Source organism: Kribbella pittospori (genome assembly GCF_004331465.1).
Lineage (GTDB): Bacteria > Actinomycetota > Actinomycetes > Propionibacteriales > Kribbellaceae > Kribbella > Kribbella pittospori.
Genome location: NZ_SJKB01000005.1, coordinates 323604 through 335512 on the forward strand (window position 1 = coordinate 323604; position 11909 = coordinate 335512).

Here is an 11909-nt window from a genome sequence, read left to right on the forward strand (position 1 = left end):
GGGTGACGTCAAGTACGTGGGTGTTAGGTAAACGTCGGTGCGGCGTGGCAGGATTTTTGGGGTGACGGGTCGGGCGGATGAGGCGCAGCGGTTGGAGGATCTGGCACGCCTGCGGCGGGTCAAGGACCGGATCGATCGGGAGTACGCGCAACCGCTGGACGTCGAGGCGCTGGCCCGAGGTGCGCACATGTCGTCCGGTCACCTGAGTCGCGAGTTCAAGCGTGCTTACGGAGAGTCGCCGTACGGGTACTTGATGACGCGGCGGATCGAGCGGGCGATGTCGTTGCTGCGGCGCGGCGACCTGAGCGTCACCGACGTGTGCTTCGCGGTCGGCTGCCAGTCGCTGGGCACGTTCAGCACCCGGTTCGCCGAGCTCGTCGGGATGCCGCCGAGCGTCTACCGCGAGCGCGCGGGCGACGCGACCCAGGGCATCCCGTCGTGCGTGGCCAAGCAGGTGACCAGACCGATCAGGAATCGAGAAGCACCGGCCGGCGATCAGCACGTAGCGTGATCGTCATGGACCTCAACATCTATTCGACGTTCCTTCCACACACCGACCCGGACGCCTCCCTGGCCTTCTACCGCGACATCATCGGCTTCGAGGTGCGCAGCGATGTCGGGTACGGCGGCATGCGCTGGATCAGCGTCGGCCCGGCCGACCAGCCCGGCGTGTCGATCGTGCTGTGCCCGCCGGACGCCGATCCGGGCATCACCGAGGACGAGCGCCGTACCATCCGCGAGATGATGGCCAAGGGCACCTACGCCACCATCGTGTTGTCCACCAAGGACATCGACGGCCTGTTCGACCGGCTGCAGGCCACCGACGCCGAGGTGATCCAGGAGCCGACCGACCAGCCGTACGGCGTCCGCGACTGTGCGTTCCGCGACCCGGCCGGCAACCACATCCGGATCAACCAGGTTTCCTGACCCCGACGACCCCGACGACCGTGCCAGACGGAAGCCGCCACCGCGGCTCCGCCCGACAGATGGAGACACCATGAGCAAGGCCACGCGGTCGCGCACCGAGAACGCTGCCGACAGCCACGACCTGATCCGCGTCACCGGCGCGCGGGTGAACAACCTGAAGGACATCAGCGTCGAGATCCCGAAGCGGCGGCTGACCGTCTTCACCGGCGTGTCCGGGTCCGGCAAGAGCTCGCTGGTGTTCGGCACGATCGCCGCGGAGTCGCAGCGGCTGATCAACGAGACGTACAGCGCCTTCGTCCAGGGCTTCATGCCGACGCTGGCACGCCCGGACGTCGACGTACTGGACGGACTGACGACGGCGATCATCGTCGACCAGGAGCGGATGGGATCGAACCCGCGCTCCACCGTCGGTACGGCGACCGACGCGAACGCGATGCTCCGGATCCTGTTCAGCCGGCTCGGGAAGCCGCATGCCGGCGGCCCGCAGGCGTACTCGTTCAACGTCCCGAAGCGGATCGCGACCGGGGCGATGGTCGCCGAGAAGGGCGCGGGCGAGAAGACCGTCGTACGCAAGGCCGTGTACGCCGGCGGCATGTGCCCGCGATGCGAGGGCATGGGCTCGGTCACCGACTTCGACCTGACCGCGCTGTACGACGACAGCAAGTCGCTGAACGAGGGCGCGCTGACGATCCCGGGGTACAGCATGGAGGGCTGGTACGGCCGGATCTTCCGCGGCTCCGGCTACTTCAACCCGGACAAGCCGATCAAGAAGTACACCAAGAAGGAACTGCACGACCTGCTCTACCGGGAGCCGACCAAGATCAAGGTCGAGGGCATCAACCTCACCTACAGCGGGCTGATCCCCGCGATCCAGAGGTCGTTCCTGTCCAAGGACGTCGACGCGATGCAGCCGCACATCCGCGCCTTCGTCGAGCGGGCGGTCACGTTCACCACCTGCCCGGACTGTGACGGCACCAGGCTCAACCCGGAGGCGCGGGCATCCAAGGTCCACGGCAAGAGCATCGCCGACCTGTGCTCGATGCAGATCAGCGACCTGGCCGCCTGGGTGCGTGAGCTCAAGGAGCCGTCCGTGGGTCCGCTGCTGGAGTCGCTGGGGGAGACGCTCGACTCGTTCGTGGACATCGGTCTCGGCTACCTGTCGCTCGAGCGGCCGGCCGGGACACTGTCGGGTGGCGAGGCGCAGCGCACCAAGATGATCCGTCACCTCGGCTCGTCGCTCACCGATGTCACCTACGTCTTCGACGAGCCGACCATCGGCCTGCACCCGCACGACATCCAGCGGATGAACGAGCTGCTGCTGCAACTGCGCGACAAGGGCAACACCGTCCTCGTCGTGGAGCACAAGCCCGAGACGATCGTGATCGGCGACCACGTCGTCGACCTCGGCCCGGGTGCCGGGTTCGGCGGTGGCGAGGTGGTGTTCCAGGGGTCCGTCGACAAGCTGCGGACCAGCAAGACGCTGACCGGGCGTCACTTCGACGACCGCGCTTCGGTGAAGGACTCTGTGCGGGAGCCGTCGGGCGCGCTCGAGATCCGCGGTGCCGACCTTCACAATCTGCAGAACGTCGACGTGGACATCCCGCTCGGCGTGCTCACGGTCCTCACCGGTGTGGCCGGCTCGGGCAAGAGTTCGCTGATCAACGGCTCGGTGGCCGACCTGGATGGGGTCATCACCGTCGACCAGGGTGCGATCCGTGGGTCCCGTCGGAGCAACCCAGCGACGTACACGGGTCTGCTCGATCCGATCCGGAAGGCGTTCGCGAAGGCCAACGGGGTCAAGCCCGCGCTCTTCAGCGCGAACTCCGAGGGTGCGTGCCCGGCCTGCAACGGCGCCGGCGTGATCTACACGGATCTGGGCGTGATGGCGACGGTCGAGTCGCCGTGCGAGGAGTGCGAGGGCAAGCGGTTCCAGGCGTCGGTGCTGGAGTACAAGTTCGGTGGCAAGGACATCACCGAGGTGCTGGCGATGCCGGTGGGCGAGGCGGTCGAGTTCTTCGGCTCCGGACAGGCCAGTACGCCGGCTGCCCACAAGATCCTGGATCGGCTCGCGGACGTCGGACTCGGGTACCTGACCATCGGTCAGCCGTTGACGACGCTGTCCGGCGGTGAGCGGCAGCGGCTCAAGCTGGCGACGCACATGGGGGACAAGGGCGGCATCTACGTCCTCGACGAGCCGACCACCGGCCTCCACCTCGCGGACGTCGAGCAACTGCTCGGCCTGCTCGACCGCCTCGTCGACTCGGGGAAGTCGGTCATCGTGATCGAGCACCACCAGGCCGTGATGGCACACGCCGACTGGATCATCGACCTCGGCCCCGGCGCCGGCCACGACGGCGGCCAGATCGTCTTCGAAGGCACCCCGGCCACCCTGATCGCCAACCCGACAACCCTCACAGGCAAACACCTCGCCGACTACGTCGCCTGAGCCGTTCGACGGAGCTCGCGTAGGGGGTGGGGGTGATATTTGGTCGTGGTTGGGGGGTTGGTTCGATGATGATGTGGCGATGACGGGAACTTATCTGCGCGTGCAGGCTCGGTATCGGGGGCGGCTTGGCGTGGAGGTGGGTCTGTTCGTGGCGGTGGATCATCTGCGGCGGGCTGGGCGGCTGACGGATGAGCAGGTGGCGCTTTATCTCGACATCGACGACTGGTTTCTCGAGTATCTTCCCGAACCCGGCTTCTATGCCGATGGGAACACCCCCGGCGCGGTGACGTGGTTCAAGACGCCGCTGCCCGCGGAGATGCAGACGCGGGTGGACCGGTTGTGCGGGGTCCTCGCGGCCCACGACGTCGCATTCGATGTCGTGTACTCCGAGAGCCCTGGCGAGGTGATCTACGAGGACGCGTTCCAGGTCGGCGCTATCCCGGCGGAGCGCGGTGAACCGACACCGCTACCGGACGGACTGGTCCTGGCGCCGACCAGCGCGGGATCCAAGCGTGGAGTTGCCGCATCGCCGATCCGGCACGTGCTGTTCGACGCGGACGGCGTACTGCAGGACATCCCCGGCGGGTGGTACGCCGCGATGGAGCCGTATCTCGGTGAGCGGACGCGAGAGTTCATGCATCGGACCTGGAAGGACGAGTTGCCGATGCTGGCCGGCCAGGGGGACTACATGCCGTTGCTGGCGGCAACGCTCGCGGAGTACGGCGTCGAGACGCCCGTCGACGTCGTCTATCAGGACGTGTGGCACCGCATCGACCGCATCGACGAATCCTTCGCGATCGTCGAGCAGCTGCGCCGGCACGGGTACGGCGTACACCTGGGCACGAATCAGGAGAAGTACCGCGGCGGACACATGCGGACGACGCTCGGGTACGACGCCATCTTCGACGTCAGCTGCTACTCCTGCGACCTCGGCGCCGCCAAGCCCAACCCCGCCTTCTTCACCGAAGCCGCGCGCCGGATCGCGGCCGACCCGTCCACCATTCTGTTCATCGACGACAACCCCGACAACGTCGAGTCCGCCCGCTCCGTCGGCTTCCCCGCCGAGCTCTGGGACTTCACCCAGGGCCACGACACGCTCATCACCCTCCTCGCCAACCACGGCATCGAGGTCACGCCGGCGTACCAACGCTGACTCTCGCTGGATGAAAGGATTCGCGTCATGCCCACCGCGCTCGTCGAGGTTCGCCGCCGGTACTCCGAGGCCGAGGAGGTCGCGATCATGGACGCGGTCCACGGGGCGCTGGTGGCGGCCTTCCGCATCCCGCCGGAGGACAAGAACATCCGCCTGATCGCGCACGAGCCGCACCGATTCGCCTGCTCACCGAACCGGACCCAGCCGGAGTTCTTCACCCTGGTCACGATCGATTGCTTCGCCGGCCGCTCGGTCGATGCCAAGCGCAACCTGTACGCCGAGATCGTCAACAACCTCGCCGCACTCGGCATCCCCGCGGACCACGTCCTGATCACCCTCAGAGAAAGCACCTCCGAGAACTGGGGTATCCGCGGCGGCCAAGCAGCCTCCGACGTCGAACTCGGCTTCGAAGTACATGTCTGATTTCCCGGTGCAGACGCTTGCCCAGGTTCAGCACGGCATGGACCTGGGCTGGCACACCGGTGCGCAGGTGTACGGCTCGGTGCAAGGGCAGACCCGTGTCGACCTGGCCGTCGGCGAAGCACGGCCCGGCGTACCGATGACGACGTCGACCATCGTCGAGTGGGCCTCCGCCACCAAACCGATTCCATCGGTGGCGATCGGACTCCTGTGGCAGCGAGGCTTGCTCGACCTGGATGATCCTGTCTGTCTCCACATCCCCGAGTTCGCCGCGGCCGGTAAACAGGCGGTGACGATCCGGCACCTGCTGAGCCACACGGGCGGTCTGACCAGCACCATCACCGGCATCGCGCCGTCGGAGGAAATGGTCGCCGACATCTGCGCGGCGCCGTTGGCGGACGGCTGGATCCCGGGCACGCGCAACGCATACAACTCGGTCGCGATGTGGATCGTCGCTGAGCTGGTATCGAGAGTCAGCGGCCGGCCGTTCACCGAGTTCATCCGCAACGAGATCTTTGAGCCGGCCTGCATGGACGATTGCTGGATCGGAATGTCGGCCGACACCTACCGGGTTCACCAGGACCGGATTGCCGTCATCCCGGGCTTCGCGCCGTCCGGTACGGAAGCCTGGGTCACCTGGGGTCGCCCGACCGGTGGGGGACACGGTCCGATCGCCCAACTCGGCCACTTCTACGAGGCCCTTCTCGACGGGCGCCTACTGTCGGCGCGGACTCTCGAGGCGATGACGGCCCACCAGGTGAGCGGCGGGTGGGACGAGTACTTGCAGGAGACGGTCGATCGCGGGTTGGGGTTCATGCTCGGTTCGTCCAATCCGGCGCACGGTTACGGGACGCGTGCGTCAGCGCGCAGCTTCGGCCACGGCGGGCGGACCTGGAGCGTCACCTTCGCGGACCCCTCCGAGCGCGTGGTGGTTGCCGTCTACTGGAACGGGATGGGCGACCCGGACACTCAAGCTCGGCGCCTGCCGGACCTACTCGATGCTCTGTACGACGACTTAGCTGTTCTGACGGAAAGGACTGACGATGACGCTCACTTCGCGTGTTGAGTTCACTGCTCGGGAGGGGCGGCGGGAAGAGTTCATCCAGGCGGCCAAGGCATTGGCTGCGGCGACGCAGGACGAGCCGGGCACGCTGAGGTACGACTGGTATCAGGACGCTGACCCGGACAGCTTCGTGGTGATCGAGGAGTACGTCGACAGCGAAGCGGCCTTCGCCCACAATGCGCACTGCGACGAACTCCTGAAGCGGGCCTTCGAGCTCGGCGAGCTGACGGCGATGCAGTTGCATGGCGACATCTCACCGGAGCTCCAGACGTTCGCCGACAACATGCCGGGCACCAAAACCTTTCCGCCGTTGGCCTGATGGCGACGGCCCGGTACGACGGTGTGGCCGACTGGTACGACGCGCAACTGGACACGGCTCCGCATCGGCACGACGTACTGCGAGCCAACCTGCCGACCGGTCAAGGACTCTGCCTGGACATCGGCTCCGGGACGGGCCGGGATCTGGCGGTGATCGCGGAGTTCGGCTGGACGCCTGTCGGTGTTGAGCTCTCGACCGATCAACTGCGACTGGCGCGCCGGCGGTCGCATCGCTTGGTGCAAGGCGACGTCGAACAGTTGCCGATCAGGTCGTCCGTCGTACCGATGGCCGTCAGTTCCTGGACCTCGACCGATGTCGACCACTTCGACAGGCTGCTGTCCGAGGTCGCACGTGTGCTGGAGCCCGGGGGCCGAATCCTCTTCTACGGCGTGCATCCGTGCTTCAACGGTCCACACGTAGAGGCGTGCTCGGACGGGAGCCGGCTCGTGCACACCACCTACCGCGAGGCTCGACGGCATCTGTCGGCTCCGTGGTGGGGGACCGACGGCATCAGGACCAAGGTCGGTGGCATGCGACACCTGTCGCTGGCCGAGTTCCTCAACGCCTTCATCGCGGCAGGCCTGCGGATCGATCACGTTTCCGAGCCCGACGAGGAGCCGGTCCCGTGGGGAATCGTGGTGGCTGCCAGTTCGGTGAGACGGCGTTCGAGGAAGCGGCGTTCGGGCCCGTCTTCTGTGAGTTCCCTGGCGCGTAGGTAGGTGTCGCGCGCTTCGTCGATCCGGCCGAGGCGGCGGAGCAGTTCGGCCCTGGTCGAGTGCAGGTAGCGGAAGTCGTGCAGGCCGAGCCCGTCGACGATGCGCAGGCCGGCCTCGACTCCTTCGGTTTCGGCGATGGCGATCGCGCGGTTCAGCTCGACGACGGGGGAGCCGGTCAGGTGGTACAGCTCGCCGTACAGCGCCGCTAGTTGTGCCCAGTCGTTCGGCGTTTCTGTATGCAGTGAGGCGATGGCCGCCTGGAGTACGTACGACCCGTGGCCGCCGAGTGCGATCGCGGTGTCGAGCTCGGCGCGTCCAGCCGCGATCTGCTCGGTGTCCCACCGGGATCGGTCCTGATCGGCGAGCAACACCAACTCGCCGCCGCTGAACCGCGCCTCTCTGCGGGAGTCGTTCAGGAGCATCATCGCCAGCAATCCGTGGACTTCGGGCTCGTCCGGGAGTACTTCGGTGAGCGCCCGGCCCAGCCAGATCGCCTCGGACGCGAGTTCGTCGCGGCCGCCGTACCCCTCGTTGAAGATCAGGTACACGACAGCCAGTACGGCGTCGAGCCGCTCGGGCAGCAGGTGAGGTGGAGGCACGCGGAACGGGATCCGCGCCGCTTTGATCTTGCGCTTGGCCCGTACCAGCCGCTGCGCCATCGTGCGCTCCGGCACCAGGAACGCGCGGGCGATCTCGTCGGTGGTCAACCCACCCAGCGTGCGCAGGGTGAGCGCTACCTGGGCCTCGATCGCGAGCGCCGGGTGACAGCAGGTGAAGATGAGCTCCAGCCGCTCGTCGGGGAAGGTCGTGGTGTCCATCGGAGCCTCACCAGGATCGGGCGTGACGAGCAGACCGAGCTTCGAAGCAAGGGCCTGATCGCGGCGGATGCGATCGGTGGCTCGGTTGCGGGACGTCGTCATCAGCCAGGCACGCGGGTTGCTGGGGATGCCGTCGCGGGGCCAGCGGGCGGCGGCGATGGCGAACGCCTCTGCCGCCGCCTCCTCGGCAAGGTCGAAGTCGCCGACGATGCCGATCAGAGTCGCCAGCACCCGGCCCCATTCCTCGCGGAAGACCTGCTCCAGCGTGGCTACCAATACACCTCCGAAGGGCGGATTTCGACCGCGCCACCGTAGCGTGCGGCCGGTACGCGGGCGGCAATCTCGATCGCCGCGTCCAGGTTGTCGGCCTCCAGGATGAACCAGCTGCCGACCGACTCCTTCATCCCGACGAACGGACCGTCGGTGGTCAGGGTCTTGCCTGCCTCGACCCGCACGGTGGTCGCGTTCTCGGGTCGGCCCATCGGCAGTCCGGGCGTGACTCCTGGCGTCTCGTTGATCCCCTGGTAGTCGGCGTAGACCTGCTTCTGCTCGTCCTCGGACAACGCGGCCTGCTGCTCGAGCGCGCCGCCTTGGTAGATCAACATGATGTACTTCATTGCCTAGCTCCTTCGATGACCGGACTCGTCGTACCGAATCGTCGCAGTAAGACGAACAGCGATCCCGGAAATCGACACCTCGACCCAAGAATTCTGACCATGATCCTTCCGAAGGTCCGAGACCCGCGCCTCGTGACGATCCGCCGCGGTGGGACGCTCACCGACTCGGATCACCACCTCCTGGCACTCTGGGCGGCCACCTGTGCGGAGCACGTCCTGCCCCTGTTCGAGTCGATTCGGCCGGAGGACCCTCGGCCGCGTCAGGCGATCGAGCACACCCGTGCCTGGGTGCGTGGCGAGGTCAAGATGATGGAGGCTCGGGCGGCGGGCGGCCACGCGATGGGTGCGGCGAGAGACCTGACTGGAGCAGCACGGCACGCGGCGTACGCAGCCGGCCAGGCCGGAGTGGTCGCTCATGTCGCCGAGCACGACCTGGGTGCGGCCGCCTACGCGATCAAGGCCGCAGTCGCTGCCGTGCCCAAGCAAGAGGCCGAGGTGGTACGCCGAGCCGAGTGCCAGTGGCAGCGCGCCCAACTCCCGAAGGCGATCCGCGCCCTCGTCATCGACGACCAGCACCAACGAAACGCCATCTGCTGGTCGGTCTTCGACGCGCCTGCGCCCTAACCGACAAACAGAGTGGTGTCTCGGTCGGCGGCCCGAGTAGCGTCCGGCGCGTGACGCGGGATGAGGCACGAAGCATGGTGGCGGCGTTGGCCAGAGGACGGGCGCGATGGTTGGCGGAGACCGTGCCGACGCTGCGGGCCGACGGTGTCTGGCTGGTCGGTTCGCTCGGGTCCGGACAGGCCGATGAGTGGAGCGATGTGGACATCATCGTTGCCGGGGGAGTGCGGGCGCTCGGCCAGCCGCTACTGACGCTCGAGATGCCGGACAACGGACCTGCTGGCGGTGGGTATACGGGGCGATGTACGACGTGGAGTCCCTCCCGCTGTGGGTCGACTGGTACTGGTGGCCGCCGGGCGCGCCGATACCCCGGAAATCTCGGCTGGTGGCCGGTGCCGGCGCGGCTGGGAGCCTCGACCTGGGGGAGACGCTCGAATTGGTGGGCCGCGGCCTGCCGGGGGCTGCACCTGACCCGAATGTGTTCGCCTTGGCCATGCTGCCGTTGGCGGCGAAGTACCTCGCTCGAGGTGACTTGGAGAAGGCTGCCGCGATGGCGGCGATGCTCGATGCGCCCACCGACGTCGGGGTGGGCGCCGGGCTGTCCGCCGTACTCTCGCGGGTCGAAGGGCACGAGGACGCCTCTCCTGTGGTTGCTCGCTACCTGGAGGTCGTGAGGGCTGTCGCTGGAGCCGATTCTTGGGGGTGGGGGTCGGTAGGGTCGGTTCGGTGACCCTTTCATCGAGTGTTCAGCCAGCGGATCTCGAGGTCGTGCGGGCGTCGTACGACCGAGTGGCCGACAATTATGTAGACCTGCTGCAAACCACGGGGATGGGGGACATTCGTACCCAGCCGTGGCTGCAGGCATCCATCGACGCATTCGCGAGTTCGGTCCGCGGTCTTGGGCCTGTGCTTGATGTCGGCTGCGGTCCGGGGACTGTCACGGCGTACCTGCAGGAGCGGGGGATCGAGGTCTCGGGCGTCGACCTGTCGCCTCGGATGATCGAGCACGCGAAGCGCCTGCACCCCGAGTGCAGCTTCGCCGTCGCCTCGTCCACCGAACTCGACCTCGAGCCGAGCTCTTTCGGAGGCATTCTCGGCTGGTGGTCATTGTTCAACCTGCCACGCGAGATCTTGCCGAACGTCCTGGCCGCCTTCCATGACGCACTCGTGCCCGGCGGGCAGTTCATGATCGCGACGCACGTCGGCGATGACGATGCAGCCAGGACCGAGGCGTATGGCGGTGTCGCGGTGACCTGGACGACGTACCAATGGCGACCCGAGCAGCTGACCAAACTTCTCGAGGACGCCGGTCTCCGCGTTGTGGCAGACCTGCGGATCCCGGCCGAGGGCGTATACGGTCCCCTCGTCGTGCTCCATGCCCGCCGCGACACCTGACGCCTAGTCGGTGACCCAGTCCATGTGTTCGATCCAGCGGTCGAGCAGGGCTGGGTCGCCGTGCAGTTCCAGGTCTGGTGCCGCATCCAGCTTGCGCCGTCTGCTGATTACGAGCAGGAGGTCGGCGGCCGGGCCGCTGAGCGTGACGTCGGCCTCGGTGTGGGTATGTTCCAGCGCGACTCGGTTCTGTTCGCGGCGGGCCAGCCACTCTCCGGGTGCGTCGGTGGCGTGGAAGTGCAGGGTCTGGCCGTCACCGCGCATGGCCTTGGCGAAGTCCGGCCGGTTCTCCCAGTAGCCGCGCGACGTCATCGTGTCCAGCCAGTCCTCCAGGGCTGCCACCGCAGACTCGGGCGCCAACTCGTACCGCTTGTTGAGTGCCGCCGCCGCGTCCGCGCGGTGCACACTCGCCTCACCGAACAACCGCCGCGACCAAAACGGCACCCCCGCAGCAGCACCCGACGGATCCCACACCGGCGTGTCATCAGCCACCGACTCGAATGCCTGCTTCGCCGCGGCTGCACCCTCGACCATCCACAGGCCCCACTGCGCCGAATCAGCCGGGGCCGGAACGTAGGCAGCGAATGCCTTGCTCGGCTCACTCAACTGCTCACCTACCAGCATCGCCACCATCCGATGCGTCGCGCCGACATGGTCGACAAGATCAGCCAGCGTCCACTTCGGACAGGTCGGCACCGGGGCTGCGGCATCCCTGCCGTCCACCCACTCGGCGAACGTGCTCGTCTGGTCGACAACAGCGTTCAAATACGAGGACGTGTCCATCATTTTCTCCCTCAGGTGGCTGGCCGGTAGCGGAGCCAGACGACTCCGGACTGGTAGGTCGTGGCCGTGACCAGCTGCAGACGGATCGGGCCGACCCCGTCGAGGATCCGCGGCCCGGTCGGCCAGAGGTGCGGATTCACCCAGAACCAGAACTCGTCGACGAGACCCTCCTGAGCGAGGGTGTCGGCCAGCTCCCCGCAGCCGGACACGATCAGGTTGCCGGCGTGCATCTCCTTGAGTGCGGGGACAGCCTGGACGGCATCACCTTCGATGAGCGTGGCGTTCCACTCCAGCGGTCCGGTGAGTGCCCGCGAGGCGACGTACTTCGGCATGCCGTTGACCCGCTCTGCGTAGTGGCCCATCGTGGGGTCCTCGCCGAGCTGCGGCCAGACGGCGGCAAGTCCCTCGTACGTCTTACGGCCGAGGAGTAGCGCGTCGGCCAGGATCAGCTGCTCGAGGCCGGCGTCGCCGCTGTCAGCATCGAACTCCAGCCATTCCTCGGGCGACGGCGCCTCGAAGGCACCGTTCACAGTGACTTGGTTGTGGATGATGACCTTTCCCATGCCAGCGAGGCTAGGAGCCGGTCCACCACCCCCGCATCGGTAGAACGACTGGTGCTGTCGAACCATTGCCG

Annotated in this window: 14 protein-coding genes and 1 pseudogene; 11 read left to right on the plus strand and 4 right to left on the minus strand. The window is 67.1% G+C overall.

The genetic code is table 11. The annotated features are described in order from the left end of the window. The first annotated feature begins 61 nt into the window (after positions 1–61). The 8 genes and pseudogenes from E0H73_RS18330 to E0H73_RS47240 all read left to right on the plus strand — a co-directional run. Positions 62–511, plus strand: a complete 450-nt coding sequence (locus tag E0H73_RS18330) for a helix-turn-helix transcriptional regulator (protein WP_131357455.1) — start codon at positions 62–64, stop codon at positions 509–511. Positions 512–516: 5 nt separating this feature from the next. Then, entirely contained in the window at positions 517–927 is a 411-nt protein-coding gene (locus E0H73_RS18335; RefSeq protein ID WP_131357458.1) for a VOC family protein, read from the plus strand. 70 nt (positions 928–997) lie between these two features. Continuing rightward, entirely contained in the window at positions 998–3373 is a 2376-nt protein-coding gene (locus E0H73_RS18340) for an ATP-binding cassette domain-containing protein (RefSeq protein WP_131357461.1), read from the plus strand. 79 nt (positions 3374–3452) lie between these two features. Further along, a complete protein-coding gene (locus E0H73_RS47235; RefSeq protein ID WP_238164070.1) occupies positions 3453–4526 on the plus strand; it encodes an HAD family hydrolase in 1074 nt (357 codons plus the stop codon). Positions 4527–4553: 27 nt separating this feature from the next. Further along, positions 4554–4949 carry a tautomerase family protein gene (locus tag E0H73_RS18350; RefSeq protein WP_131357464.1) on the plus strand — a complete coding sequence of 132 codons (396 nt, stop codon included), beginning with the start codon at positions 4554–4556 and terminating at the stop codon, positions 4947–4949. A gap of 7 nt (positions 4950–4956) precedes the next feature. Then, positions 4957–6012, plus strand: coding sequence for a serine hydrolase domain-containing protein (locus E0H73_RS18355; RefSeq protein WP_165555737.1), 1056 nt, complete (start codon positions 4957–4959; stop codon positions 6010–6012). Further along, positions 5990–6328, plus strand: coding sequence for a putative quinol monooxygenase (locus E0H73_RS18360; protein ID WP_131357470.1), 339 nt, complete (start codon positions 5990–5992; stop codon positions 6326–6328). The genes E0H73_RS18355 and E0H73_RS18360 overlap by 23 nt, the downstream gene beginning before the upstream one ends. Then, positions 6328–6864, plus strand: a pseudogene (locus E0H73_RS47240) (class I SAM-dependent methyltransferase); the annotation flags it as partial. The gene E0H73_RS18360 and the pseudogene E0H73_RS47240, both read left to right, overlap by 1 nt. 56 nt (positions 6865–6920) lie before the next feature. Here the strand turns inward: E0H73_RS47240 and E0H73_RS18370 are convergent. Both E0H73_RS18370 and E0H73_RS18375 read right to left on the minus strand, forming a co-directional pair. Further along, entirely contained in the window at positions 6921–8138 is a 1218-nt protein-coding gene (locus E0H73_RS18370) for an RNA polymerase sigma factor (RefSeq protein WP_131357476.1), read from the minus strand. Continuing rightward, complete coding sequence (locus E0H73_RS18375; protein ID WP_131357479.1) at positions 8132–8479, minus strand: YciI family protein; 348 nt, start codon at positions 8477–8479, stop codon at positions 8132–8134. Before E0H73_RS18375 ends, E0H73_RS18370 begins: the two co-directional genes overlap by 7 nt. Positions 8480–8578: 99 nt before the next feature. On the opposite strand from E0H73_RS18375, the gene E0H73_RS18380 reads away from it, so the two are divergent. The 3 genes from E0H73_RS18380 (at position 8579) to E0H73_RS18390 (ending at position 10495) form a co-directional block, all read left to right on the plus strand. After that, positions 8579–9103 carry a putative immunity protein gene (locus E0H73_RS18380; protein WP_131357482.1) on the plus strand — a complete coding sequence of 175 codons (525 nt, stop codon included), beginning with the start codon at positions 8579–8581 and terminating at the stop codon, positions 9101–9103. Between the two features lie 298 nt (positions 9104–9401). Then, entirely contained in the window at positions 9402–9830 is a 429-nt protein-coding gene (locus E0H73_RS18385) for a hypothetical protein (RefSeq protein WP_131357485.1), read from the plus strand. Beyond that, positions 9827–10495 carry a class I SAM-dependent DNA methyltransferase gene (locus tag E0H73_RS18390; RefSeq protein ID WP_131357488.1) on the plus strand — a complete coding sequence of 223 codons (669 nt, stop codon included), beginning with the start codon at positions 9827–9829 and terminating at the stop codon, positions 10493–10495. The genes E0H73_RS18385 and E0H73_RS18390 overlap by 4 nt, the downstream gene beginning before the upstream one ends. 3 nt (positions 10496–10498) lie before the next feature. Here E0H73_RS18390 and E0H73_RS18395 read toward each other — a convergent pair whose 3' ends face one another. Continuing rightward, the gene (locus E0H73_RS18395; protein ID WP_165555738.1) at positions 10499–11275 is read right to left on the minus strand and encodes a maleylpyruvate isomerase family mycothiol-dependent enzyme; all 777 of its coding nucleotides are present in this window, start codon (positions 11273–11275) and stop codon (positions 10499–10501) included. A gap of 11 nt (positions 11276–11286) precedes the next feature. Then, complete coding sequence (locus E0H73_RS18400) at positions 11287–11838, minus strand: dihydrofolate reductase family protein (protein ID WP_131357494.1); 552 nt, start codon at positions 11836–11838, stop codon at positions 11287–11289. Between the last annotated feature and the right edge of the window lie 71 nt (positions 11839–11909).

Bases quoted from the DNA above. Each gene is read 5' to 3' on its own strand.
- E0H73_RS18335 (WP_131357458.1), top strand. From the start codon at position 517: ATGGACCTCAACATCTATTCGACGTTCCTTCCACACACCGACCCGGAC.
- E0H73_RS18340 (WP_131357461.1), top strand. From the start codon at position 998: ATGAGCAAGGCCACGCGGTCGCGCACCGAGAACGCTGCCGACAGCCAC.
- E0H73_RS47235 (WP_238164070.1), top strand. From the start codon at position 3,453: ATGACGGGAACTTATCTGCGCGTGCAGGCTCGGTATCGGGGGCGGCTT.
- E0H73_RS18350 (WP_131357464.1), top strand. From the start codon at position 4,554: ATGCCCACCGCGCTCGTCGAGGTTCGCCGCCGGTACTCCGAGGCCGAG.
- E0H73_RS18360 (WP_131357470.1), top strand. From the start codon at position 5,990: ATGACGCTCACTTCGCGTGTTGAGTTCACTGCTCGGGAGGGGCGGCGG.
- E0H73_RS18375 (WP_131357479.1), bottom strand. From the start codon at position 8,479: ATGAAGTACATCATGTTGATCTACCAAGGCGGCGCGCTCGAGCAGCAG.
- E0H73_RS18380 (WP_131357482.1), top strand. From the start codon at position 8,579: ATGATCCTTCCGAAGGTCCGAGACCCGCGCCTCGTGACGATCCGCCGC.
- E0H73_RS18385 (WP_131357485.1), top strand. From the start codon at position 9,402: ATGTACGACGTGGAGTCCCTCCCGCTGTGGGTCGACTGGTACTGGTGG.
- E0H73_RS18395 (WP_165555738.1), bottom strand. From the start codon at position 11,275: ATGGACACGTCCTCGTATTTGAACGCTGTTGTCGACCAGACGAGCACG.
- E0H73_RS18400 (WP_131357494.1), bottom strand. From the start codon at position 11,838: ATGGGAAAGGTCATCATCCACAACCAAGTCACTGTGAACGGTGCCTTC.